Source organism: Acinetobacter sp. 231_lipA (genome assembly GCF_058243005.1).
Genome location: NZ_JBZAYU010000001.1, coordinates 1102622 through 1128593, shown reverse-complemented (window position 1 = coordinate 1128593; position 25972 = coordinate 1102622). Strand labels below are relative to the sequence as shown.

Annotated in this window: 21 protein-coding genes, 3 tRNA genes and 2 pseudogenes; 11 read left to right on the top strand and 15 right to left on the bottom strand. The window is 42.1% G+C overall.

Annotated features, from left to right (window positions below):
• Positions 1-149 precede the first annotated feature (149 nt).
• The 3 genes from AC4CUX_RS05780 to AC4CUX_RS05770 all read left to right on the top strand — a co-directional run bounded on the left by AC4CUX_RS05780 (position 150) and on the right by AC4CUX_RS05770 (position 1333).
• Positions 150-225: transfer RNA gene (locus AC4CUX_RS05780), tRNA-Phe, on the top strand.
• A gap of 137 nt (positions 226-362) precedes the next feature.
• Positions 363-438, top strand: a tRNA-Phe gene (locus AC4CUX_RS05775).
• Between the two features lie 142 nt (positions 439-580).
• On the top strand, positions 581-1333 hold the full coding sequence (locus tag AC4CUX_RS05770) for a class I SAM-dependent methyltransferase (protein ID WP_201952710.1): 753 nt from the start codon (positions 581-583) through the stop codon (positions 1331-1333).
• 10 nt (positions 1334-1343) lie between these two features.
• On the opposite strand, the gene AC4CUX_RS05765 is transcribed toward AC4CUX_RS05770, so the two are convergent.
• The 4 genes from AC4CUX_RS05765 to ompR form a co-directional block, all read right to left on the bottom strand.
• On the bottom strand, positions 1344-1763 hold the full coding sequence (locus AC4CUX_RS05765; RefSeq protein ID WP_004691549.1) for a GNAT family acetyltransferase: 420 nt from the start codon (positions 1761-1763) through the stop codon (positions 1344-1346).
• 128 nt (positions 1764-1891) lie between these two features.
• A complete protein-coding gene (scpC, locus tag AC4CUX_RS05760; protein WP_004978127.1) occupies positions 1892-3409 on the bottom strand; it encodes a succinyl-CoA:acetate CoA-transferase ScpC in 1518 nt (505 codons plus the stop codon).
• Positions 3410-3615: 206 nt separating this feature from the next.
• Positions 3616-5076, bottom strand: a complete 1461-nt coding sequence (locus tag AC4CUX_RS05755; RefSeq protein ID WP_201952707.1) for an ATP-binding protein — start codon at positions 5074-5076, stop codon at positions 3616-3618.
• A 302-nt stretch (positions 5077-5378) separates the two neighbouring features.
• The gene (gene ompR / locus AC4CUX_RS05750; protein ID WP_004691545.1) at positions 5379-6143 is read right to left on the bottom strand and encodes an osmolarity response regulator transcription factor OmpR; all 765 of its coding nucleotides are present in this window, start codon (positions 6141-6143) and stop codon (positions 5379-5381) included.
• 336 nt (positions 6144-6479) lie between these two features.
• On the opposite strand from ompR, the gene AC4CUX_RS05745 reads away from it, so the two are divergent.
• Positions 6480-8831 carry a Tex family protein gene (locus tag AC4CUX_RS05745; protein ID WP_201952704.1) on the top strand — a complete coding sequence of 784 codons (2352 nt, stop codon included), beginning with the start codon at positions 6480-6482 and terminating at the stop codon, positions 8829-8831.
• Positions 8832-8888: 57 nt separating this feature from the next.
• Here AC4CUX_RS05745 and AC4CUX_RS05740 read toward each other — a convergent pair whose 3' ends face one another.
• The 4 genes from AC4CUX_RS05740 to AC4CUX_RS05725 all read right to left on the bottom strand — a co-directional run bounded on the left by AC4CUX_RS05740 (position 8889) and on the right by AC4CUX_RS05725 (position 12230).
• Positions 8889-9206 (bottom strand): hypothetical protein, encoded by a 318-nt coding sequence (locus AC4CUX_RS05740; protein WP_004691542.1) that lies wholly within the window; start codon positions 9204-9206, stop codon positions 8889-8891.
• 95 nt (positions 9207-9301) lie between these two features.
• Entirely contained in the window at positions 9302-9625 is a 324-nt protein-coding gene (locus AC4CUX_RS05735) for a hypothetical protein (protein ID WP_224216387.1), read from the bottom strand.
• A 131-nt stretch (positions 9626-9756) separates the two neighbouring features.
• The gene (locus tag AC4CUX_RS05730) at positions 9757-10632 is read right to left on the bottom strand and encodes an SDR family NAD(P)-dependent oxidoreductase (RefSeq protein WP_017396913.1); all 876 of its coding nucleotides are present in this window, start codon (positions 10630-10632) and stop codon (positions 9757-9759) included.
• A 320-nt stretch (positions 10633-10952) separates the two neighbouring features.
• Positions 10953-12230 carry an O-acetylhomoserine aminocarboxypropyltransferase/cysteine synthase family protein gene (locus AC4CUX_RS05725; RefSeq protein WP_201952695.1) on the bottom strand — a complete coding sequence of 426 codons (1278 nt, stop codon included), beginning with the start codon at positions 12228-12230 and terminating at the stop codon, positions 10953-10955.
• 295 nt (positions 12231-12525) lie between these two features.
• Between AC4CUX_RS05725 and ettA the strand changes: the two genes are divergently transcribed.
• Entirely contained in the window at positions 12526-14187 is a 1662-nt protein-coding gene (ettA, locus tag AC4CUX_RS05720; RefSeq protein ID WP_004691537.1) for an energy-dependent translational throttle protein EttA, read from the top strand.
• Between the two features lie 58 nt (positions 14188-14245).
• Here the strand turns inward: ettA and AC4CUX_RS05715 are convergent, their stop codons facing one another.
• The 5 genes from AC4CUX_RS05715 to AC4CUX_RS05695 form a co-directional block, all read right to left on the bottom strand.
• Positions 14246-15049 (bottom strand): DUF4198 domain-containing protein, encoded by an 804-nt coding sequence (locus AC4CUX_RS05715; RefSeq protein ID WP_201952692.1) that lies wholly within the window; start codon positions 15047-15049, stop codon positions 14246-14248.
• 150 nt (positions 15050-15199) lie between these two features.
• Entirely contained in the window at positions 15200-15541 is a 342-nt protein-coding gene (locus tag AC4CUX_RS05710) for a hypothetical protein (protein WP_178895771.1), read from the bottom strand.
• 152 nt (positions 15542-15693) lie between these two features.
• Positions 15694-15769: transfer RNA gene (locus tag AC4CUX_RS05705), tRNA-Glu, on the bottom strand.
• Between the two features lie 92 nt (positions 15770-15861).
• Positions 15862-17370 (bottom strand): glutamate--tRNA ligase, encoded by a 1509-nt coding sequence (gltX, locus tag AC4CUX_RS05700; RefSeq protein ID WP_062032187.1) that lies wholly within the window; start codon positions 17368-17370, stop codon positions 15862-15864.
• 148 nt (positions 17371-17518) lie between these two features.
• Positions 17519-17803: a hypothetical protein gene (locus AC4CUX_RS05695; protein WP_058870430.1), complete on the bottom strand. Its 285-nt coding sequence runs from the start codon at positions 17801-17803 to the stop codon at positions 17519-17521.
• Between the two features lie 387 nt (positions 17804-18190).
• On the opposite strand from AC4CUX_RS05695, the pseudogene AC4CUX_RS05690 reads away from it, so the two are divergent.
• Positions 18191-18487: pseudogene (locus tag AC4CUX_RS05690) on the top strand (substrate-binding domain-containing protein); the annotation flags it as partial.
• Positions 18488-18503: 16 nt separating this feature from the next.
• On the opposite strand, the gene AC4CUX_RS05685 reads toward AC4CUX_RS05690, so the two are convergent.
• Positions 18504-19532, bottom strand: a complete 1029-nt coding sequence (locus AC4CUX_RS05685; RefSeq protein ID WP_490738355.1) for an IS701-like element ISAba11 family transposase — start codon at positions 19530-19532, stop codon at positions 18504-18506.
• A gap of 58 nt (positions 19533-19590) precedes the next feature.
• Between AC4CUX_RS05685 and AC4CUX_RS05680 the strand changes: the two are divergent.
• A pseudogene (locus tag AC4CUX_RS05680) lies at positions 19591-20295 on the top strand (sulfate ABC transporter substrate-binding protein); the annotation flags it as partial.
• 116 nt (positions 20296-20411) lie between these two features.
• Here the strand turns inward: AC4CUX_RS05680 and AC4CUX_RS05675 are convergent.
• Positions 20412-21544, bottom strand: a protein-coding gene (locus AC4CUX_RS05675; protein WP_490792228.1) for an IS3 family transposase whose coding sequence is annotated in 2 segments (ribosomal slippage) — positions 20412-21292 and positions 21292-21544 — 1134 coding nt in all. Because the reading frame shifts where the segments join, the coding sequence is not laid out codon by codon here.
• 129 nt (positions 21545-21673) lie between these two features.
• On the opposite strand from AC4CUX_RS05675, the gene AC4CUX_RS05670 reads away from it, so the two are divergent.
• The 4 genes from AC4CUX_RS05670 to ftsI all read left to right on the top strand — a co-directional run bounded on the left by AC4CUX_RS05670 (position 21674) and on the right by ftsI (position 25972).
• Positions 21674-22693: a sulfate ABC transporter substrate-binding protein gene (locus AC4CUX_RS05670; RefSeq protein WP_490792227.1), complete on the top strand. Its 1020-nt coding sequence runs from the start codon at positions 21674-21676 to the stop codon at positions 22691-22693.
• A gap of 187 nt (positions 22694-22880) precedes the next feature.
• Positions 22881-23804, top strand: coding sequence for a 16S rRNA (cytosine(1402)-N(4))-methyltransferase RsmH (gene rsmH / locus AC4CUX_RS05665; RefSeq protein WP_058951622.1), 924 nt, complete (start codon positions 22881-22883; stop codon positions 23802-23804).
• Entirely contained in the window at positions 23804-24136 is a 333-nt protein-coding gene (gene ftsL, locus AC4CUX_RS05660) for a cell division protein FtsL (protein ID WP_004691506.1), read from the top strand. The genes rsmH and ftsL overlap by 1 nt, the downstream gene beginning before the upstream one ends.
• A gap of 12 nt (positions 24137-24148) precedes the next feature.
• Positions 24149-25972: a penicillin-binding protein PBP3 gene (gene ftsI / locus AC4CUX_RS05655; RefSeq protein ID WP_010327652.1), complete on the top strand. Its 1824-nt coding sequence runs from the start codon at positions 24149-24151 to the stop codon at positions 25970-25972.

The following is a 25972-nucleotide window of genomic DNA, read 5'->3' as shown; positions in this document are numbered from 1 at the left end:
GAATAGTGATGGTGACGCGCTTTAAGTGCAAAGAATGACTCGAAAAATGTACGAAGGGTGCTGGGTTTGCTGTAAAAGTAAACACTCAAATGATTTTTTTGAAAACGGACTTGACGCTGCTTCGCTTAAACTGTTTAATACGCGACATCGGCGTGATAGCTCAGTAGGTAGAGCAACGGATTGAAAATCCGTGTGTCCCCAGTTCGATCCTGGGTCTCGCCACCATATTCAAAATCTTATTTAAAAGATTTCAATCCCTGATCCCATCAGGGATTTTTTTTGCCTGAAATTTATCCGATCAAATAAAAAAGTGATGATTTTTATTGACTATTCATCCGAGATACGGCTTAATACACGGCATCGGCGTGATAGCTCAGTAGGTAGAGCAACGGATTGAAAATCCGTGTGTCCCCAGTTCGATCCTGGGTCTCGCCACCATATTCAAAAAAGCCTCAAACAATGTTTGGGGCTTTTTTTTGTCCCATGAAAAGTGCGATTGTGTAAGATGTTGGACAACATCATGCTTTAGTTAATGGAAAATGTGCTAATTTTGAGTCAAAAATAAGACTGAGAATAGCTTATGAAAGACCGCTTTTCGTCAGGAAGTCAGCTTTATCAACTCGCACGTCCAAGTTATCCAGCAAGTTTGATTCAAGAAATACTCAAGCATGTGGCGACTCCTCAATTTGCATGGGACTGTGGCGCAGGGTCGGGGCAATTGACTCAATTGTTGGCGCCGCATTTTGATGCCGTGGTGGCGACAGATATCAGTGCTCATCAGTTACAACATGCACCTTATTTTGAAAATGTCAGTTATCAAGTTCAGTCTGCAGAGCACACCAGTTTTGCCGCGCAGAGTTTTGATTTAATCACGGTGGCTCAAGCCATTCATTGGTTTGATTTTGATGGTTTTTATGCAGAAGTGCGGCGGACTTTACGTCCTGATGGTGTTTTGGCAGTCATTGGCTATGGTTTAATTCATCCGCAGCAACCTGAGTTACAGGGTTGTATTGAGCGACTTTATTTTAAGACTTTGAAAGGCTATTGGGATGCCGAACGTCGTTATATCGACGAGGCCTATCAAACCATTCCTTTTCCCTTTGAGGAAATAGCGACGCCTGAATTGTCGATGTCGTTTCAATGGTCTGCTGCTCAATTGTTGGATTATTTAAATACATGGTCTGCACTGAAACATTATCGAGCGAAAAATTCAGATGACCCCTTATATGAGTTCAAAGCATTCTTTGCCGTTGATGATTATGCGAACCAAGTCTTTGCGCTTAAATTTCCAATTTTTTTAAGATTGGGCCGTCTAGCTGTATCGGCGCATTGAGTGTCTGAGCTTAATCGGCAATCAGACGTTTACCAAAGCACACGACTTCGATTTCCTCATAGCCTAGCTGCTCATAGAAGCTTTGCACGTCGATATTTTCTTTACGTACAAGCAGTTGTAGTTTGGGGCAACCTAACGCAATCAGGCGCTTCTCGAGCTGCTGTATGAGTGCAGTTGCGACTCCATTGCGTTGAAAGTGTGGATGTACTGCCAAATAATTAATCCAGCCGCGATGGCCATCATAACCACCCATCAATGTGGCGATGAGCTGTTCATCTTTAACGGCCAATAAAAATAAACCATCTTTTTGTGCGGTTTTTCTAAAAATATCAATTTCAGGGTTGTTCCAAGGGCGAGTGAGGTCGCATACCTCCCAAAGTGCAATGACGTCTTCTAAATCTGTTTCGAGATAGGGGCGAATAATGAACATGAGCTTGGCATTTTTATTTTTTGGATGCCTTTAGATTAATTGAGTTTTTTTATTTTGATAAGTGTTTTATTGCACTTTTCATCAGACATAAAAAAACGCCCAAGAGGGCGTTTTTTTTAAACTTTAAATTAAGCAGATTTTGCTTCTGCTTGAACAGGAAGCATGTGGCCTGTTTCTTCAAAGTTAGAATGCCAAGACAACGCTTCACGTAGAAGGTGAGGTGTATGACCACCTTTTGCACATGAACGATCGAAGTAGTCGTTTAATGCATCACGATACAGTGGGTGTGCACAGTTGTCGATAATCGCACGAGCACGTTCACGCGGTGCTAAACCACGCAGGTCAGCCAAACCTTGTTCAGTCACAAGAATGTCAACATCGTGTTCAGCATGGTCGATGTGCGACGCAAACGGTACGATTGAAGAGATGTCGCCACCTTTCGCAATTGATTTGGTCACGAAGATCGCAAGGTGTGCATTACGTGCGAAGTCACCTGAACCACCGATACCATTCATCATTTTTGTACCACAAACGTGAGTTGAGTTTACGTTACCGTAAATATCAAATTCAAGCGCAGTGTTGATGCCGATAATACCTAAACGACGAACCAATTCAGGATGATTCGAAATTTCTTGCGGACGTAAAACCAATTTATCTTTGTAGGCTTCAAGGTTATTAAATACTTTCTCGCCATATTTTGCAGAAAGGGTAATAGAAGAACCTGAAGCAAATTTCATTTTACCTGCATCAATCAATTCAAAGGTACAGTCTTGCAGGACTTCTGAGTACATGACAAGGTCTTCGAAGTTCGAGTCTTTAAGGCCTGTAAGTACAGCATTGGCAATTGAGCCAATCCCTGCTTGTAATGGGCCTAAGTTTTTCGGTAGACGCTCTTCAGCCACTTCTTTTTCAAAGAAAGCAATTAAGTGGTCTGCAATCCCTTGAGTTTCATCATCTGGTGCAGTGACCGTTGATGGAGAGTCGTGCAAGTCGTTGTTGATGACGATACCCACGATTTTTGCAGGATCGATATTGATCGCGTGCGTACCAATACGCTCATCCACTTGAGTTAATGGAATCGGTTGACGGGTCGGACGGTAAGTTGGGATGTAAATATCGTGTAAGCCTTCAAATGCAGGGCTTAAGTTGGTGTTGATTTCAACAATCACTTTTTCTGCGAAAATTGCGAAGCTTGCTGAGTTGCCTACCGACGTTGTTGGAATGATGCCGCCATCTTCAGTGATCGCAACCGCTTCAATGATCGCTACATCTGGCTTTTTCAACTGGAGGTTACGCATTTGCTCAACAGTTTCAGACAAGTGTTGGTCAATGAACATCACTTCGCCATTGTTGATGGCTTTACGTAAAGTGTTGTCCACTTGGAACGGTAAACGACGTGCCAATACACCCGCTTCAGTCAATTGCTTGTCTAGGTCATTACCTAAAGAAGCACCAGTAATTAATGTGATTTTTAAAGGATTTGTGTGTGCACGTTTAACCAATGCCAAAGGTACAGCTTTCGCTTCGCCAGCACGAGTGAAGCCACTCATACCTACAGTCATGCCATCTTCAATAAAAGCAGACGCTTCTTCTGCACTAATGACTTTATCGTGAAGTGAAGCTAAACGGATACGATCTAAAGACATGGTTTACTCTCGTTAATATTCTGGATCTGGCACCGATTGTACCGATCAAGAACGACATTGTGCATACCTGTTAGGCTAAGGTCTAATTTTTTGAAAAAATGTGGGTATAAGGGATTCTGATGATTTGTAAGTAGTTGAAATATATTTGGTAAAATTAAATTGTTGAATAGTTGAACAAAATCGTTTGATCAACTATTGTACAAAGTTTAAAAATGCTCAACCAAGGTTTGCTTTAATTTTTCGAGTGGGTTGTTGCTGGAAATTTCAACATCTTGATTGTGATGAAGAGGCAGCGAAATAATTGCTTCAAGTCCGCCTTGTTCACGATTATGAATGGCCAATTGACCTTGGTGAATATCAACAATGCGCTTCACAATGGCGAGACCTAAACCGCTGCCTTGAACTGTTCTGGCTTCATTGCCACGAACAAAAGGTTGCATGAGTTCTTCAATTTGATCGTCAGGAATGCCTTCACCATGGTCTGCTACGCTAATTAAAATATGTTCATTTTCCACTGTTGCGGAAAGTTCAATCGGCTCAGCACCGTAGCGTTTTGAATTATTAATCAAGTTACCAATCAGGCGTTTAAGAGACAGACTACGTGCCTGAATAATCGGTAATTCAGCAGGTTCAAAACGAATATCCAACGGTTTGAATTGCACCACCAATTCTTGTAACAGCATATTTAAATCGGTGTCTTGGATTTCCTCATCCGAACCATCACGCATATAGGAAATGAACTGATTTAAGATCGCGTCCATATCTTCAACGTCATAAATCAGCCCTTCTTTTAAAAAATCATCATCGGGCATCATTTCCGCACTGAGTCGAATACGGGTCAGTGGGGTGCGTAAGTCATGTGAAATCCCCGCCAACATAATCCGGCGGTCACGTTCAGTCTGATCTAGGGTGTAGATCATGTGATTAAACGCTTGGTTGACCTCACGAATTTCTTGAGGGCCGTGATTGGTCTCTAAATACGGTGCTGTGCCTGTTTTACTATAACTGTTGGCTGCATTTTGCAGACGACGCAGCGGGCGATTGAGCTGACGAACCAAGGTTAAAATAATGGCTGCTGCAATCAAGGGGACGCCGAGTAACCAGCCGAAAATTAGCTCAGGGCTGTAGTTGGCATAGGTTTTCAGTGGTTCCCGGACCCAGTTGCCGTTCATTTCAGGGGTTTGAATCCAAATGCGCGGGCTAGGTTTAAACTGGAAATATACTGTGGCATGCTCGACTTTTAATTCTTTGGCCAGCTTAGCTTCAATTTGGTTGGTAAAGAATTCGGCGATGACTTTATCTTTGACATTGGGATATTCTTTGGGATCGGTGACGTATTCAATGCCAACACGGCTTCTTAACCAGTCATCGACATCGACTTCAGTATTTTGATGATAAATCCGTAAATCGGGGTTGTTGAGAATTTCTATTTCAACAGCAAGGTAACGAGCATGTTGTTGGATTTCTGGAAGATATAGAGTTCGCCAAAAGAACCACAAGGACATAAATAAACTGAAAAATACAATGAAGAGTACCAGTACGGTGGTGCGCATGGCAGCAGAACGCGGCTTGATTTTATCTAAAAAGCGTTCCCAACGTGTGCGTTTCCGTTCTGAATACGCTTCGTAATCGGTAAATTTTTGAGGGTCGATGGGTTCGAGTTTCACGTGATTTCCTGTTTCTATGTAAGTGACATAGTTCAATGGTGACAGGTATGCGATACGCGAAAAGTCATCTGCAATTGTTCGAGGCAGGAGGTCTGGGTGTTATAAAGTTTCTGCGAGCATGATGTTGAAATGCAGAAATATGCCGAGTTTTGCAGATGACAATGGTTTTGCTTACTTTTGTCGAAACAAAAGTAAGGCGAACCGCAGGTTAATCGATAAAGTTGAGCTTAATTTTAGGACTCCGTCGTGCTGATTATTGCTACTCAGTTTAAAAAGACCGAAGCCGTAATTTTAGTTTTGAATTATTCCGCGCCATCTGGAACGAACACATAACCTACACCCCAAACCGTTTGGATATAACGTGCACGAGCAGGGTTTTCTTCCACAAGGCGACGTAGACGCGATACTTGAACATCAATCGAACGTTCCATTGCGCCCCATTCACGGCCACGCGCAAGGTTCATCAATTTGTCGCGAGTCAAAGGCTCACGTGGATGTTGTACCAAGGCTTTCAGGACCGCAAACTCACCTGTAGTTAAGGTTACAACTTGACCTTCACGCGTTAAGGTACGTGTTGATAAATCAAGTGACCATGGCCCAAAGCTGACCACTTCCATTTGTTGGCTTGGTGCGCCTGGAACTTCACGCACTTGGCGGCGCAGTACAGCGCGAATACGTGCTAACAACTCATTTGGATTAAATGGTTTCGGTAAATAGTCATCTGCACCTGCTTCTAGACCTGCAATACGGTCTGAGTCACTGCCACGTGCAGTGAGCATAATAATAGGCGTATCAATATTGGATTGGCGTAGACGACGGCAGATACTTAAACCATCTTCAACAGGGAGCATGAAGTCGAGCACAATCAGTGAAAACAGTTCGCGCTGTAAGAGACGATCCATTTGGGTTGCGTCATGCGCTGTTTTCACCACAAAGCCTTTATCTTCTAAAAAGCGTTGGAGTAGCGTACGTAAACGCACATCGTCATCTACCACTAAAATGCGTTCAACGCGATCTGCATCGCTATGTACAGCATCTGTTTTTTCAGCAGGTACAACTAAACTCATTGAAGTGCTCCTTTATTCTTTATTGTCATCGTAAACAAAAGTCGGGATAGTCTTGAGTATACGACTCATTTGTATGTCTTTACTATGCTCTAAAGCAACAAATATTGCAGGTAAAATCAAGACATAGATACCAAATGTATACATCTTAGCCCATAGAAAAAAATGGCAAAGAATACCTAAAAATAAGATTTAACACTGAAAATGAGATGGATTTATGAAATTTGCCTGAAATATGTCACATTTAAGCCATTAAATTAATAAAAACAGTTGTGGATTTTATAGTCTTGGTCTTTATAATCATGGCTTTTAGTACATATCCTTGTGGGATCACATACGATGACTGACTTAGTTCAGCAGTTGGCAAAAGAAATTGCCGTACGTCCAAATCAAATCGAGGCTGCCATCAAGTTGATTGATGAAGGTGCTAGCGTTCCATTTATTGCGCGTTACCGTAAAGAAGTCACGCAAGGCTTAGATGATGCGCAGTTACGTCAGCTCGATACACGTTTGGCTTATTTACGTGACTTATTTGAACGTCGCGACAAGGTAATCGAATCATTAAAAGAACAAGACAAATTGTCTGATGATTTATTGGCACGTGTAAATGCTGCTGAAACTAAAAATGCCTTAGAAGAAATTTACGCACCGTACCGTCCAAAACGGACCAGTAAATCATTTAAAGCCAAAGAAGCAGGTTTAGGCCCGATTGCAGAGAAAATCTTTGCAGAAGCGGTTGATCCAGCTGAAGCCTTGGCAGGCTTTAGCCATGAAGATTATCCAGATTTAGAAAGTCAGTTGGATGCGATTCAACATATTTTAATTGATGACTGGGCGCAGAACATTGCACTGACAACTGAACTTAAGGCAACGTTTGCAAAAACAGCCACTTTAAAAAGTTTAGTGGCAAGTGATGAGAAAAAAGAAGTTGGCAAAAAATTCCGCGATTACTTCGACTTTTCTGAAAATTTAAATAAAGTCCCGTCACACCGCTTATTGGCTATGTTACGTGGTCGTCAAGAAAATGTTTTAGGTTTAAAAGTGGATGGCGAAGATGATGCATCATTGGCGCGTATTGAAACTGAATACAGCCTTGAAACTGCACAGCCGCAAGCACGTCAAGACTATTTAAAACAAACGGCTAAATTGTTCTGGTTAGGCAAGGTTCGTCCAAGTATCGAACATTCGTTGCTCACCGAAAAACGTCTTGCAGCTGAATCTGAAGCAATGGATGTTTTTGCTGAAAACTTACGTCATTTGTTGTTGTCTGCACCTGCGGGCGCACGTACAACCTTAGGGGTAGACCCTGGCATCCGTACAGGAGTGAAATTGGCTGTGGTGAATGCATCAGGTGATGTACTTGCACATAGCACGATTTATCCATTTGCACCCAAAGATGATAAAGCGGGTTCAATTGCAGAACTTGCCCGTTTATGCCGCGAGTTCAATGTTGACCTGATTGCCATTGGCAATGGTACAGCAAGCCGTGAAACAGAAAGCGTTGTGGCTGAAATGATGGCTGCAAACAGCGATTTAAAACTGACACGTGTTTCTGTATCAGAAGCGGGTGCATCGGTTTATTCCGCATCTGAATTGGCATCTGCGGAGTTACCAGAGTTAGATGTCTCGATTCGTGGTGCAGTATCGATTGCACGTCGTTTACAAGACCCATTGGCTGAACTGGTGAAAATCGATCCAAAATCGATTGGTGTAGGTCAGTACCAGCATGATGTGAACCAAACGGGCTTAGCGAAAACCCTTGAAGCGGTCGTGGAAGACTGTGTGAACTCGGTAGGTGTGGATGTTAATACTGCATCATCTGCTATCTTGGGTTATATCGCAGGTTTGAATAAGTCGATTGCGCAGCAAATTGTCGATTTTCGTAAAGAAAATGGCCGTTTTGACAACCGCCAAGATTTGAAAAAAGTGCCACGTTTAGGCGAACGTACTTTTGAACAAGCGGCTGGTTTCTTACGTATTCAAGATGGTTCAGAGCCACTAGATGCTTCTGCTGTTCACCCAGAGTCTTATGCGCTGGTCGGTAAAATTGTTGAAGCGAAAGCGACGACAGTGAAAGACATCATTGGTAACTCGGAAATCATTCGCCAAGTGAATGCTGAAGAATTTGCAGATGAGAAATTTGGTTTACCAACCATTCAAGATGTACTGTCTGAACTGGAAAAACCAGGTCGTGATCCACGTCCAGAGTTCCGTACAGCAAAATTCCGTGAAGACATTACGGAAGTTGCGCAACTGACTGAAGGCATGCAGCTTGAAGGTGTCGTGACCAATGTGACGAACTTCGGTGCTTTTGTGGATGTGGGTGTACACCAAGATGGTTTAGTTCATATTTCAGAGTTGGCCAATGAATTCGTTGCAGATCCGCATAAAGTGGTGAAGCCAGGGCAAATTGTGCAAGTACGTGTACTCACAGTAGATGCTGAGCGTAATCGTGTGAATTTGTCGATGCGTCCTGAAGGTGCTGAAGCGGCTAAAGCTCCGCGTCAACCACGTCGTGAAAATACAGAGCGTAGTGAACGTAAACCACAAGGTAAACGTCCACAACAAACACGTCCTCAAGGTGAGCGCGCTCAAACAAATAAGAAGCCGCAAACGGCTAAACCTCAAGAAAATAAAATTGGTGGTTTAGGTGCATTGTTACTTCAAGCGGGCATTAAAGGTTCGAAATAATCTTTAAGATTTGAATAAAAAAAACCTCCCAAGTGGGAGGTTTTTTTATGGTTACTTTTATCCGTTGATGATGGGCACGATCCAACTGGTGATAATCAACATAATGCCAAAGTGCCCAAGCTTTCGGCAAACTTTGACAAAAGTTGGAGCGGGTTGTTCCAGTCGAGTAGCATAATCTTTGAGGCTTATGGCTTGTGTACTACGGCTATGCCACAGGAAAACAGCAAGATCGATACAGATTAGAATCGTCCCGACATTGGCCACGATATCCATCATCACATAATCTTGTAAATACAGGCTACTGCCTACTCGGTAGCAGAGATAAATCGCAAAAGCGATACACACATATTGCAGTACGAAAGTAAAAGCGCGCATAAATTCACAAAATAAAAAAAGACGGCTGTTTATAACACAAAAAGTAGAAGGGTCGCGTCGTCTTTATCTTTTGTCCACAAAAAAGGGTATGTGCCTTAACTGATTAGGCTTTGTCCAATCAGGCTGGAAAAAATGGAGATTAAACCTATTTTTGAAAAAATATTGCTATACATGCTTGGGGGTTGTGAAGTTGGTCCAGTTTCTGTTTCTAGTGAGCGTATTTCACTCGTTAGTGGGGTAGTCTGTTGTGGTGCGCGTTGGCTCTTAAAGCCAAATTCGAGCAAGATCATCAGCAAACCGCCATGAATCAGCACTTGCCAGATTGAAATATGAGAGAGGGTGAGTTCTGTATATAGATTAAAAGTGGTAATTGCAGCAAAGATGAAGCAAAAAAGCTTGAATAAATAAAGTGCCTGCATTTCTTTTCCCCTTTTATTGTTGCTCTTATGGTGGACTTTTTTTCTTAAGCGAATATTAAGGGCTATAAAAGAGTGGTGAAAAATTGAGTTACCCAACCTTTAATCAAAGGTTGGGTAAATTGTAAGAAAACTTACCAGTGTTCACCTGGGAACAAACGTGCATACGCTTTTTGTACCCAGTTGAGTTTTTGCTGTTCGCCCACAGACGCGGTAGAACTTGGGAATAAGTTATAACCAATCGACATGAGCTTATTGTTGATGTCTGGTGCAATTGAATGAGTGATTGATGCCAAACGCCCTAAGTTAGTTGCCACTTTCTTCGGACGCTTCACAATCGCATAAGCAACCAGATCTGCTGCTTGTTCAGGTGAAAGAGTTGGGACGTATTTATAAATTTTCGTCGGCGCAATCATCGGGGTGCGTACCAAAGGCATATACACCGAAGTAATCGCAATTTTATGTGAATGCACTTCGGCAGAAAGACAGCGACTGAATGCATCTAATGCGGCTTTAGACGCCACATAAGCCGAGAAACGAGTGGCATTTGCTAATACGCCAATCGAGCTAATGTTAATAATATGCCCATCACGACGAATCATCATTTGTGGCAGGATGTTCATGACTAAACGTACCGCACCAAAGTAGTTAAGCTGCATGGTGCGTTCAAAGTCGTGGAAGCGTTCCGCTGACTCATGTACAGCACGGCGGATTGAACGACCTGCGTTATTAATTAAAATATCAATATGATCGACTGAAGCTAAAATCTGCTTAGAAACTTTATCAATCGAGTCTAAATCATTTAGGTCACATGGAAAAACAGAAGCTGAACCGCCTTTGGCTTCGATTTCTGCTTTAACTTCTTCTAATGTTTCTTTGGTGCGCGAAACTAAAAGGACGTGTGCTCCTGCGTCAGCCAGTTTGTGCGCAACGGTTAAACCAATACCACTTGAAGCGCCTGTAATTAAGACGGTTTTTCCATTTACACGTTCTTTAAAAAGTCTATCCATTCTTGAATTCACGTTATCATTCCTGATCTAAGTCAAATATTTGAGGGTTATGGCTATTTTTATATTCGATTATTAAGGCTGCATTTTCTGAGAAATGTAGCGGCTTTCCTTCACGGTATAATACCTAAACTGCTTAAAAATATCACGGCATAAGTTATTGAAATAATAAATAATTTTAGAGCAAAAGCTCTATTTTATTTGTTCTAATTACTTGTTTTTACCACGAATTCAATCAAAGTGAAAGGGCTATAAATATAAAAGACAAGTGTATAAAAAACCTCAATCATGTGATTGAGGTTTTAAGTTTAGCACTCTGTATTTTAGACTTGAGCCAAGGCCTGCTCTAAATCTGCAATCAAATCATCAATATGTTCAATGCCTACAGATAAACGCACCATATCAATACTCACTCCAGCAGACTTTAATTCTGCTTCATTCAGTTGGCGATGTGTGGTGGTGGCAGGGTGGCAGGCCAGGCTTTTGGCATCGCCAATATTGACCAAGCGAGTGAAGAGTTGCAGAGCATCAATAAAGCGGGTGCCACCTTCACGGCCATCTTGTACCCCAAAGGATAAAATTGCCGAAGGTTTTCCTTTGACATATTTTTGCGCCAAGCCATGCTGAGGGTGATCTTTCAGGCCAGCATAGTTGACCCATTTCACTTTGGGGTGGGCTTGTAAATATTCTGCGACTTTCTGCGCATTTTCAGTATGACGTTCCATACGCAGGTTTAGCGTTTCTAAGCCTTGTAGAATCAAGAACACGCTTAAAGGGCTAATCGCAGCGCCAGTATTACGTAGTGGTACCACGCGGGCACGCGCGATATAAGCTGCTTCGCCTAAAGCTTCGACATAGTTCACGCCGTGATAGCTTGGGTCTGGCGTATTCAGCACTTTAAAGCGCTCAGGATACTTGCCCCAAGGGAATTTACCGCTGTCGACAATCGCTCCACCAATCGAGTTACCATGCCCGCCAATATATTTGGTCAAGGAATGCACCACAATATCTGCCCCATATTCAAAAGGTTTCAGCAGCGCAGGAGTTGCGACAGTATTATCGACCACCACAGGCACGCCACATTCATGCGCGATTTTGGCAATCGCTTCTAGGTCAATGATGTTGCCGAGTGGATTGCCAATCGATTCAACAAAGACCAACTTGGTTTTTGCATCAATTAAACCGCGTAGGGCTTCTGGATCTTGATAATCAAAGAAACGGACTTCAATACCTTGTTTCGGTAGAGTGTGGGCAAACAGGTTATAAGTGCCACCGTACAAGGTCGATACTGAAGCAATGTTGTCCCCTGCTTCGGTAATGGTTTGAATGGCGTAAGTAATGGCTGCCATACCAGAAGCCAAGGCTAACGCGCCAATGCCTCCTTCGAGTGCAGCCAAACGTTGTTCTAGCACCGCAGTGGTCGGGTTCATAATTCGGGTATAAATATTGCCTTGGACTTTAAGGTCAAATAAATCCGCACCATGTTGCGTATTATCAAAGGCATAAGACGTGGTTTGATAAATTGGTACGGCCACTGCTTTGGTGGTGGCTTCGGGGCTATAACCAGCATGGATAGCCAAAGTTTCATCTTTATAGGTCATGGGACTTCATCTGCGTGAGTTAAATATTGCACAGTCTACCATCAATGAATATGAGTGAAAGTGTGAAAATAATGAATATTTATCTAAAAAATTCATAAAGATGAGCTGCGATCAGCTCCTCGTCTGCGGAAAAGTGAGATAAAGAGAGAGTTTAAAAAACAACCGTGCTGAAAGTTGTAACATTGCATTGAAGATCGGTTTCATGCCTTATTTTTTCAACGTATTCATCGTATAATGCCCGCAAATATTTTTTCGCTTCTTGCGATTTTTTGGTTTTTCTATTGAGGAGTCCTACGTGGCCCAATATATTTATACGATGAACCGAGTGTCTAAGATGGTTCCGCCTAAGCGCGAAATCTTAAAAGACATCTCTTTGTCATTTTTCCCAGGTGCAAAAATTGGTGTACTTGGTTTAAACGGTGCAGGTAAATCGACCTTGCTTCGTATTATGGCGGGCGTAGACAAAGATTTCTCTGGTGAAGCGCGTGCGCAACCGGGTATCAAAATTGGTTACCTAGAACAAGAACCGCCACTTGATCCAAATAAAGATGTCCGTGGAAACGTAGAAGATGGTTTACGTGAACCATTGGATGCTTTGGCGCGTTTGGACGAAGTATTTGCTGAATATGCAGCAGAAGATGCAGACTTTGATGCATTGGCAAAAGAGCAAGAAAAACTTGAAGCGATTATCCATTCATGGGATGCGCATAACCTGAGCAACCAAATGGATCAAGCTGCAGCTGCCTTGAACCTACCAGCTTGGGATGCAGATGTGACCCTACTTTCAGGTGGTGAGCGTCGTCGTGTTGCATTGTGTCGTTTGCTTTTATCTAAACCAGACATGTTACTTCTAGACGAACCGACGAACCACTTAGATGCAGAATCTGTGTCTTGGTTAGAGCGTTTCTTGAAAGACTTTGCCGGCACCATCGTGGCGATTACGCACGACCGTTATTTCTTGGATAACGTAGCGGAATGGATTCTTGAGCTTGACCGCGGTATGGGTATTCCATATCAAGGCAACTATTCTTCTTGGTTAGAGCAAAAGAATGCGCGTCTAGAGCAAGAGAACAAGCAAGAAGAATCTTTTGCTAAAGCATTGAAGAAAGAACTTGAATGGGTTCGTTCAAATGCGAAAGGTCAGCAAAAGAAAAACAAAGCGCGTATGGAGCGTTTTGAAGAGCTTAACTCACGCGAATTCCAACAGCGTAACGAAACTTCTGAAATCTATATTCCACCTGGCCCACGTCTAGGCAATAAAGTCGTAGAAGTGGAAGGCATCAGCAAATCATTTGATGGTCGCGTACTGTACGAAAACCTAAGCTTTACCGTACCGCCTACAGCAATTGTGGGTATCGTGGGTCCAAACGGTGCGGGTAAAACCACACTGTTCCGTATGATGACTGGTGAACAACAGCCAGATACAGGTACGGTGACTTTGGGTGAGTCGGTTAAAGTAGCGTATGTGGGTCAGATTCGTGACACCTTAGATAACAACAAAACCGTTTGGGAAGAAGTTTCTGGCGGTTTGGATATCTTAAGAATTGGCGATTATGAAATTGCATCACGTGCTTATATCGGTCGCTTTAACTTCAAAGGTCAAGACCAGCAGAAGCGTGTAGGTGAGTTGTCAGGTGGTGAGCGTAACCGTTTACAACTTGCGAAAATCCTGCAAATGGGCGCAAACGTGATCTTACTGGATGAGCCATCGAACGACTTGGATATCGAAACCTTACGTGCACTTGAGGATGCAATTCTTGTATTCCCAGGTACGGTAATGGTAGTGTCGCACGACCGTTGGTTCCTTGACCGTATTGCAACGCACATTTTGTCATTTGAAAACGAACAGCCTGAATTCTACGAAGGTAACTATGCTGAGTATGAAGCCTATCGTTTAGCGCGTTTGGGTGATGCTGCAGTTCAAAAACGGACCAAATACAAGAAAATTGGCGGTTAATTTCCCCGCATAAAAAAACCAGCCTTCGGGCTGGTTTTTTATGCTTAGCAATTGCCGCTTAAGGCGTTTTAGGGGTATTCACTTGTAAGCTGATAATGGTGTAATACTGATTTTTAGGTTTTGCTTTGGCATCGACTTTTTCGCTCACTTCAATTAGGTATTGCCCAGCTTGTGCAAAAGTGAGTGTGGCATGGCCTTGTGCATCCACAGGTGTGCTTTTTGCTTGCTGCTCAAGCTCACCTTGAGCACGAACCATGAGTTCTGCGTGTGCAAGAGCTTTGCCTGCTTGAGTAATTTGTAGTTGTACAGGCTGTTGCACCGTGATTTGGTTTGGATGGGTTTTAAAGTTGACTTGAATTGGGGCTGGCGTTATAGCAACAGGTGAGGTGCTGTCTTTGCTCACATAGCTTTGAATGCTCCATTCGCGAACCGTAGAGACCTTACTTGGCACTTTGCCTTTAAAGTCACTTGGTATGACATAGTCACGCTCGCTTAGGGCAGGGACTTTGTCTGCTGCGACATCGGCAAAGATTTTCCATTGACGATTATGTTGTACATATTCAATTGGATATGAAGTCTTGGCAAAAATGGTATAGGTGCCTTTTTCCGGTAGCTTAAGATCAAATGCAGTTGCAGATTCTAAGTGCTTCTGTGCTTGAATCGTAGTCTGTGTTTGGTTGGGTTGGAAAACGCTGAATGAAATATCTTTTAGGGCATATTCAGGATGAAAGGCTTGTTCCGCATAGGCGCTCAATACAGGGACTTGGGTATTTTCAGTGTGATACGCCAGTGGAGCGACATAGGGTTCATGCGCTTGAGCCACTGAACAGAACAAGAGTGTGCAGAGTAGAGCGTTTTTCATAGAGACTAGGCCTAAAAATATTTCGTAAGATGAGGTTTTTGATTATATCGAGAAAAACTAACAGGTGATAATAATTATTATTTATTCTTTGAGTAGATAAAAAGGGAGTGCATAGACTCCCCCTTTTGGATGCGGGTTCTAAGTTAAGGCTTAGATTTCCCACTCATGGTCGCATTCACGGCATTTCCATTTTTTCTGAGACTGCATGAAGCCTTGCATTGAAATCTTAAAATCAGGAAGGTCGCGGTAAAATAGGAAGCCTGCAATTACACACACGATGAAAACCACAACCGTTGTAATTTGTAATGTTGAACCAGCGCCATCCCCGAATAGCCACATTGCGATGCTAATGAGCACCAAAAGTAATAATACAAAAATGGCTGGAACTAAAAAAACCAGACTTTTAGGCACGACAGGGCGTGTTGCTGGAGCTCCTGCTTGAGCAACTGGCATAATTTTTGGGCTTTGACATTGAGGACAACGATATTGCATTACAACTCCAAAATTCGAATCTATGCTGTATTCTAATCGGATTGGAGCGGAAAGCCAAAAAAGTGCGGTAATGAAGTGCTGATAAATTTGAGGTAATAAAAAACCCAAGTCATAATGCTTGGGTTTTTTACCAGATGTTGCCATCTTAAATATGGCGTCCCTACGGGGATTCGAACCCCGGTTACCGCCGTGAAAGGGCGATGTCCTAGGCCTCTAGACGATAGGGACTTATTGAGGCATCACGTTGAGTGGTTAACACCGTCTCTCTGTGTGAGCGCTATATTAGGGATATAACGCCCATGCGTCAACTAAAAAATCAATTAAGCTTCATCAACTGCGTCATTTTTCGGCAATTTTAGGCTTTCATTGAGTTTTTCCCAAACTTTTGCTTCTTTTTTGCTAGGACCACCCACAATTTCAAGGGCATGACGTAAGCGCGCGAAGGTTAAGTCAGGGCCAATGGTGACCATGGTTTGCATCACTGGAGTCGAAGCGGTTGAACCGGCAATCGCAATAAAGAACGCTGGCATAAAGTCACGGAGCTTAATTTCCATTTGGCTGGCTAAGTCCATCAAGGTTTGACTTACGGTGTCATTGTTCCATGTGAACATGCTTTCCAAACGCCAAATCGCAAATTGAAGACTTTGACGAACTTGTTCTTCGCTCAGTTTCTTGCTTTCAAACTGTTCTTTGGTCAAGCTTGGGAACTGGTTAAAGTAGTGTGCAGACCAGTTCACCGCTTCTGAAAGTAAGTTGATACGAGGTTGAATCGCTGCAGCGATGTCTTCGAGCATCTTACGATCTGCTTTCCATGCCAATAAGGTATCTAACAGTTCAGCAGGGCTTAAGCCTTTGATCCATTGACCATTGAGCCAATTCAGTTTTTCCACATCAAAAATTGGACCACCGAGGGATACACGTTGAATATCAAAGTGTTCAATCATCTCGGCCAATGTGAATTTTTCGCGTTCATCTGGCATCGACCAGCCCATGCGGCCTAAGTAGTTCAACAAGGCTTCAGGCAAGACACCAATATTTTTGTAGTAATTAATAGAAGTGGGATTCTTACGTTTCGACAGTTTTGATTTGTCTGGGTTACGTAATAATGGCATATGACCCAGTACAGGCATTTCCCAACCAAAGTATTGATACAGCAACTGATGTTTAGGTGCAGAAGGCAGCCATTCTTCGCCACGGAAAACGTGGGTGATTTGCATCAAATGGTCATCGACAACATTGGCAAGGTGATAGGTCGGTAAACCATCTGTTTTAAGCAAGACTTGCATGTCCACTTGTGCCCAAGGGATTTCTACTTCCCCGCGCAGTAAGTCATTGACTGTACAAATGCCTTCTTCTGGCACTTTCATACGAATCACGTGTGGCTCACCTGCAGCAAGGCGGCTTTGGATTTCTTCAGCAGATAATTTTAAACCACGACCATCGTACTTTGGTGTTTCACCACGTGCCTGTTGTTCTGCACGCATTTGATCCAACTCTTCGCTCGTTGCAAAGCAGTAGAACGCATGACCTTTTTCAACCAAATCCAGTGCATATTGTTTATAAATATGCATGCGTTCAGACTGGCGATACGGTGCATGTGGCCCGCCAATGTCTGGACCTTCAGACCAATTCAATCCTAACCAACGCAATGAATCTAAAATCATTTTTTCAGATTCAGGAGTCGAACGAAGTTGGTCGGTATCTTCAATCCGCAGAATAAATTCACCACCATGTTGCTTGGCATAGCATAAGTTAAATAACGCAATATACGCTGTGCCCACATGCGGGAAGCCAGTTGGAGAGGGTGCAATACGAGTACGAACAGTCATAGCCAATTATGATTCAGAATGTAAATTGAGGTCTATTATAACGAAAAAGCCCGACCACTTAATGCTTAATTCAACATTCAGTGATCAGGCTTTTATGTGCAAATGTCATAACTTGAGAGAGGTTATGACGCTGTTGCTTATTTTTAATTTAGAGGAACAATGATTGCACAAAACGGCTAAAGCGCTGGTTTTGTGTAGCAAAGAAATTTTGTGTCGGCGCAACTTTGATTGAGGTCATGATTTTTAAATCAGTATCCGTCATCGTAGTTCTATCACTGCCTTTTTGTTGGCTGAGTGCTTTTTCAATCAACGATGTTTTTTCAGTGGGCATCATCGCTTTATCATTGCTTTGAATGGCTGCACTATGTCCAAGTTGGCTAAAACAAGCCAAGCCGATACTCAACGTAACGGTATGTAAAAATGTTGCTTTCATGTCCTTTTCCCCCTCTCAACATGGTATTGGAACAGATTTTTATTAAAGTCATTGGTAATCTAGTTTCAATTTAACCGATTTCACAAATAAAAAAGTAGAACTGTGTCACACAATTTACAAAATTATAAACAAATTTGGGCTAAATTGACATTTAAACATCAAATATAAATCATTTGGCTTTTTGTACCAAATAACTGTGGAGATAGCATGGAGATTTTGAGCTTGATCTGTGGAGGATGGATATGGGCTTATCCTTAAAGTGCACAAAATAGTCCTTTTAGAGATATCTTTTTATCAGATATAAAAACCTTAATTAATTGTAAATAGATGATTGTGTTGACTTTTTGTTGTTTATATAGTGAGCAAAATCAGTTCGAGTATAAAGCAATGAAAAAAATATTAGCGACATCTATTTTAGTATTACTTGGGGGCTTTGCAGCCAGTGCTTATGCAGCAAAAGATTTTTTAAATGTGTCCTATGACCCAACACGTGAGTTTTATCAATAATATAACCAAGTCTTTGGACAGTATTGGAAAAGTAAAACTGGGCAGGAGGTCAACTTTAAGCAGTCTCATGGTGGATCGGGCAAGCAAGCACGTGCCGTTGCAACGGGTCTACAAGCAGATGTGGTGACCTTGGCCTTGGCCAATGATATTGATGAAATTGTGAATACTGGACAAATTTAGGACTTACGCACTATCATTTATAGATTCTCTGTGGTAGCAGATGATTTTTATCGAGAATAAAGTCATCAATGAAGTCTTTGATGATTGGTCTAAATAATTTCTTCTGCCAACGATATACATTTTCAAAGATCCGCTCAAACTGGTTCTTTTGTATCTCGACGTAGGCCATCAAGGCTGAAAAAATATGATTCAAAATCAGTTTAGATCGTCTTACTTGAAACTTTTCAATATGACAAACCTGTTTAATCACTCGGTGATATTGTTCTATTTTCCAATGACTTGAATGTAATTCATGAAAACCCTCAAAGGACAATAAATCATCTTCATCTTGATGCACAATATAAAACCTCTGCTGTTCTTTTAACTGAGTCTTAAATAATTGTACAAAGCCAAAATCTTTGAGCCAGACCACTTGACCCTGATGGAAATTTGGCAATAAACGCAGTTGAAACCATTGTCCTTTTTCTGGGGAAACCTTACGGTTACAGTCGATACCAAACATAAATCGAATACCATATTTTCTTATGGTTTTTAGATTTCCAGTCGATGAATACCAACTATCACCTGTAATAAATTGAATCTTTGCACCCCAACTGAGTACTTCACTTAACATATCCATAAAGTAATCATTCTTGGTTTTACTTTCAGATTTGTCATAAATTCGGAAATTAATTGGAATATTTTGACCATTTTGATCTGTCGCATACAAGGTAATGAGATTAATACCCTTGACGGATCGGTGGTGTTTGCCTGACCAAAAATAGCTAACTAAGTCCATATGTTGACTATATGGTTTATCTAAAACAGTATCATCAATACTGACTATAAGTTTATTATTATCAATATGTTGAATTGCTTCTTGATATAGGTCGTGAGGTGTGTAGTCTTCACGCTCTAGAAAGCGATTTACACTATCATGCGAGATATTATAAGTCTCGGCAAGTTGTGTGCAGCTAATAGAGTTCGGTTCTGTCATGAGAAAGCCCATATAAATGGGTAGAGTACAAGTTGCTGTAGAAGCATTTTTAATTCGTCTGATCACAGATACTTTATAAAGTATTTTAATACTTTTTTGAATCCGTCAATGCGTAAGTCCTAAAATTGATAAAAACTGGCAAAAAGAGTTTCCAAATAATTCTGCACCTTATACTTCAACCATTGTTTTTTTAGTGCGTAAGGGTAATCCCAAACAAATTAAAGACTGGAATGATTTAACCAAGCCGGGGGTTGAGATCATTACCCCAAATCCAAAAACAGGCGGTGCGCCGCGTTGGATCTATTTATCGGCTTGGGGGTATGCATTAAAACAACCGGGAGGTAATGATACTAAAGCCAAAGAATTGGTGAAAAAACTTTATCAAAATGTCAAAGTCCTTGATTCTGGTGCACGAGGTTCATTGACCACGTTTGCTGAACGAGGCATAGGTGATGTGTTGTTGTCTTGGGAAAATGAAGCTTTACTGGCAACCCAAGGCCTCGGTAAAGACAAATACGATATTGTTTATCCGTCTATTTCGATTTTAGCGGAACCGTCAGTTGCGATTGTGGACAAAACCGTCGACAAAAACGGCAATCGAAATTTGGCCAAGGGCTATTTAAATTATCTGTATTCGCCAAAAGGGCAGGAGTTGGCGGCGAAGCATTTCTTCCGTCCACGAAATAAACAAGTGGCGAACAAATACCTTGCGCAATTTCCAAAGCAAAAAACCTTTAATATTAATGATGTCTTTGGAGGGTGGGCCAAAGCGCAGAAAACTCACTTTGTAAATGGTGCGATCTTTGATCAAATTTATACTGAAAAATAAACGTGCTGCGGTTTAATGAGATCACGTTCGGACATAAAAGTGGATATACGCATATAGAGGTGGTCCCACTTGTTTGAACAACTAAAAGCTTATTTATAAGTGATATTCTGCTCTAGTTAAGCTACCTTATTTTGTTGTGGTAGCTGGTCATAGTAAAACTCATCTGGAGTCATTTTGTCCAGACTCGAATGAGGTCGTTTCAAATTATAAAATTCAAAATATGCGTTTAATTGCTTTTTCGCATCGGTGACACTGCTATAAGCTTTGAGATACACCTCTTCATATTTAACGCTTCTCCATAACCGTTCAACCATCACATTATCAATCCATCGACCTTTACCATCCATACTGATTTGAATGCCATTTGATTTCAATACATCAATAAATGCATCACTGGTGAACTGACTGCCCTGGTCTGTATTAAATATTTCAGGTGATCCATATTTTTCAATCGCTTCATTTAAAGCCGAAATACAAAAATCCACCTCCATACTAATCGATACCCTATGCGCAAGTACCTTGCGGCTATGCCAATCAATCACAGCACATAAATAAACAAAGCCTTTTGCCATAGGGATATACGTTATATCCGTAGACCACACTTGATTACTGCGCTGAATAGCCAATCCTTTGAGCAGATATGGATATTTACGGTGAGCTTGATTGGCCTGACTTAGATTTGGTTTACGATATAACGCATTAATGCCCATTTTCTTCATTAAAGTACGTGTATGACGTCGTCCTATATGATGTCCTTGACGATTCAATAAATCACGCATCATCCGGCTACCTGCAAAAGGGTATTGCATATGTAACTCATCCATACAGCGCATCAGCTTCAGATCTGATTCACTCACAGGTTTTGGGCGATAGTAATAACAACCACGGGAGACTTTCAGCAGCTTAGCTTGCTTAGATACTGAAATCTGAAGTGAGTCATCGATTAACTTTTGTGGTTGAAGCGGCCCAGTTTCTTCAACACACCTTCTAAAAAATCAATTTCTAATGCCTGCTCACCGATTTTTGCATGTAACTTTTTAAGATCAATGGGGGGTTCTGATGGAGCTTTTGATTGATCGAAAGCTTGCGAGGAAGCTGAGATCAATTGATTTTTCCAGTCAATAATTTGGTTTTGATGAACATCAAATTCAGCACTCAATTCAGCAAGTGTTTTTTCTGCTTTAATCGCAGCAAGTGCTACCTTAGCTTTAAAGTCATTTGAATGATTTCTTCTTGGTCTACGTGTCATAAAATACTCCATATATTGATGTTTATAACATCATTTGGGGAGCAAAATATCACTTATAAGTGTTGTTCAAATTTCCTGATCCACCTCTCATATATTTAGCATAATTCTTGATATTTAATTTAATACGCTATGAAAACGCATTTGAAATCTCTCTGGGCTGCTGCCATAGTGGCAACAGGTCTGACATTCAGTATGACATCAGCTCAAGCAGCTGACCGTACTATGCTCAATGTCTCCTATGATGCAACACGTGAATTTTACGATGAGTTCAATAAATCCTTTGGTGCTTATTGGCAAAGTCGTACAGGACAAACGGTTGACTTTAAACAGTCACACGGGGGTTCAGGTAAACAAGCCCGTTCGGTCGTGGATGGTCTAAAAGGGGATGTGGTGACCTTGGCCTTAGCCAATGACATTGAAGAAATTGTCAAATCAGGTCAAATTCAGCCGGGTTGGCAAAAAGAGTTCCCAAATAACTCTGCACCTTATACATCGACCATTGTGTTCATGGTACGCAAAGGCAACCCGAAAAAAATTAAGGACTGGTCTGATTTAACCAAACCGGGTGTACAAATTATTACGCCTAATCCTAAAACAGGTGGTCTACCACGTTGGGTGTATCTGTCTGCTTGGGGTTACGCACTGAAACAACCTGGTGGCAATGAGGCCAAAGCCAAAGAGTTCGTAGGTAAAATGTACCATAACGTGAAAGTCATGGACTCTGCGGCACGGGCGTCTATGACCACCTTTGCAGAACGTCGCATTGGTGATGTGTTATTGACTTGGGAAAATGAAGCCTTAGTGACACAAAAAACTTTAGGTAAAAATCAGTTCGATATTGTTTATCCATCGATCTCGATTTTAACCGAGCCTTCGGTGGCAATCGTGGATAAGACCGTGGCGAAAAATGGCAACAAGTGGTTAGCACAGGGTTATATCAACTATTTATATTCACCACTGGGTCAGGAAATGGCGGCGAAACACTTCTATCGTCCACGTAATGCTGCGGTTTTAGAAAAATATAAAGCGCAATTTCCACCGTTAAAAACCTTCACCATTGATGAAGTGTTTGGTGGTTGGGCCAATGCTCAAAAGACCCACTTTGTGAATGGGGCGACTTTCGACCAAATCTATAATAGCCGTAAATAATCCAGTTAATTATTTCAGCTGCTGCTTACAAAGCCTCCCTTGGGAGGCTTTTTTGATAATGAATGCCGTTTAAAAACGGTTTTGTCTATGAAAAGTAATATTTCCCTACAAAAAGTCGTTTGGAGCTTTGTTAAAACAAGGTAATAATGTGCAGTTACATTTTTCCTTCCGATCATATTGAGTCTTTATGTCGCATATTTCTGTATTACTTCACGAAACTGTTGATGCTTTGGTAGCAGATCGCAATACAGGGATTTTCATTGACGGGACGTTTGGTCGTGGCGGACATACGCGTTTGCTGTTGTCTAAGCTAGATGAAAATGCACGTGTCTATGGTTTTGATAAAGACCCGCAAGCACTGGAAACAGCCGCGATTTTAGAACAAGAAGATCCACGTTTTAAAATTATTCATGCCAGCTTTGCTGACCTTAAACATGAGTTAGAAGTACGCGGCATTGGCTTGGTCGATGGGGTTATGGCCGATCTGGGCGTGTCTTCACCGCAGCTTGATCAGGCGGAGCGTGGTTTTAGTTTTATGAAAGATGGACCACTGGATATGCGTATGGACAATTCAAAAGGTCCAACCGCAGCGCAGTGGTTGGTTAATATTGAGGAAGAGGCGTTAGCCAATATTATTTTTCAATATGGTGAAGAGCGTTATAGCCGTCGTATTGCCAAAGCGATTAAAGCGGCCGGATTGATTGAAACCACAGCGCAGTTGGCTGAAATTGTGAAAGTAGCGCACCCGAAATGGGAAAAAAATAAACATGCCGCAACACGAACTTTCCAAGCAATTCGTATTGCCATTAATAAAGAATTAGAAGATATTGAAGTTTTCCTACCGCAAGCGGTAGACGTATTAAAACCGAATGGTCGCTTGGCTGTGATTAGCTTCCATTCCTTAGAAGATCGATTAATTAAACAATTTATTCAAAAAGAGTCGACACTTGAGGAAGATATGGGTTGGGGTATGCCACAACAACGACCAGATACGCGTCGTTTAAAGAAAGTATCACGTGTGAAAGCAAGTGATGCAGAGGTTAAAGCTAATCCACGTTCACGTAGTGCATGGCTTAGAGTTGCAGAGCGCTTAGCACTTAAAGGCGAATAATGAAAACTGAAGTCGTTGAAAAAATTCCAACAAAGTTAAAGTTTAAGAAGCTGATTGCCTATGTCATTTTATTGGTGCTGGTGTTTATCAGTGCCATGATGGTGGTGTTCCAAGTGTTTGAATACCGTCATGACTATCGCGAAATGAGCTCTTTTATGCGCGAGCGTGATGACTTAAATGCAGAGTGGGGCCGTTTGCTGATTGAACAGCAAACTTTTGGTGCAACTGCACAAATTGGAACACGCGCAGTGACGCAACTGCGGATGTATTCACCACCTGCGGCGCAAACCGTAGTGATTTCTTTACCCACGACTTCAGAAGACAAAAAATAAGGCCGCTGTAACATGGTAGAAAAGCGTAAACCCACTCGTAAAAAACAGCAAGCGGTGACTGAAAAATCGGCTCTACAGGTTGAAATGTGGCGCTTTTATCTCATGTGGGCTGTGGTTTTAGCCTGCTTTATTGCTTTGGTTGGACGTGCTTTTTACGTACAGGTTATTAATACTGAGTTTTTGCAAAATAAAGCCAATGCCAATATTTTAAGAACAGAAAAAATTAAAGCCATGCGTGGTGTGATTTATGATCGTCATGGTGTGCCTTTGGCGATCAGTACGCCGATTATGAAAGTGGTGATTGACCCGCGTGATTATTTTGATAATAAAAAACTGTTTGATGAAATTACCGCTGAATTAGCCAAAGATCCACACAATCGTAAATTGAAGCGTCAATTACCAGACAAAAACCTAAATCTGGATGAACTGGCTGATGCCGTGGGCATGGATCGTGCGGAACTGAAGCGCAAACTGAATGAACGTCCGCGTTCGCGCTACTTGGTCTTAAAAAAAGAAGTGCCACCTCAGCAAGCTGAACTGATTGCGAAACGTGAGTTCCAAGGGGTGTATACCGAAAAGAACTACAAGCGTTACTATCCGCAGCCACAACCGAATGCGCAAATTATTGGTTTGACCAACAGTGAAGGTTCGGGCATTGAAGGTTTAGAAATGCAGCTGAATCAACGCCTGTCGGGTATTGATGGTGAGCAGCAAATTGTTCGAGATAAAAAGGGCAATCGTTTTAAAGATGCTGAAGTGGTTAAAGAAGTTGAGCCGGGTGAAAATATTACGCTCAGTATTGACTCGCGCCTTCAGTACATTATGTACCGTGAACTGACCGCTGCTGGTGTAGCCAATAATGCTCGTTCTGCAACAGCGATTGCGGTCGATGTGAAAACGGGTGAAATTTTAGCGATGGCGTCGTGGCCGTCGTATAACCCGAACGATAAAAACAGTTTGTCCAATAAAGACGCCATGCGTAACCGTGGTGCGGTTGACTCTTTCGAGCCGGGTTCAACCATGAAGCCTTTGACCATTTCAATGGCCTTGGAAAGCGGCAAATATATGCCGAATACTGTGGTCAATACCACTCCGGGTTCAATGCGGGTCGGTAACCACACCATTCGAGATACGCATAACTACGGTCCACTGACTTTGGGCGGGATTATTCAAAAATCGTCTAACGTGGGTGTGGCTAAAATTGCTTTGTCTCTCCCTTATGCAACTTTACCGACTTTTTATAAACGTCTCGGTTTTGGTCAGCGTTCAGCTGTTAAATTCCCGGGTGAAAGTGGTGGTTTAATTCTTCCACCAAGTAAATGGAATGTATCGGAAGTGGCGACCATGGCGTATGGCTATGGCTTAAATGCGACTGTGCTGCAAATGGTGGATGCTTATGCCATGTTGGCTAACAAAGGTGTGAAAATGCCTTTGAGTTTGTATAAGTTAGATGCGCCTCCCCGTGGTGAACAAATGATTGATCCAAAAATTGCGGATCAAGTTTTGTTGATGATGGAAACGGCAACCTTACCGGGTGGTACCGCGACTCGTGCAACCATTCCGGGTTACCGTGTAGGTGGTAAAACAGGAACCGCGCATAAGTTACGTGCTGACCGTAAAGGCTACTCAACCAATGAATATCGTGCACTTTTTGCCGGTGTTGCACCAGTCAGCGACCCGCGTTTAGCGATGGTGGTTGTGGTCGAAAACCCGCAAGGGACCTACTATGGTGGTACGGTGTCTGCGCCTGTATTTGCCCGTGTTATGCAAGAATCCTTACGTTTAATGAACGTGCCTTTAGATAAACCTTTAGATGCTCCTGTAATCAAGAGATAG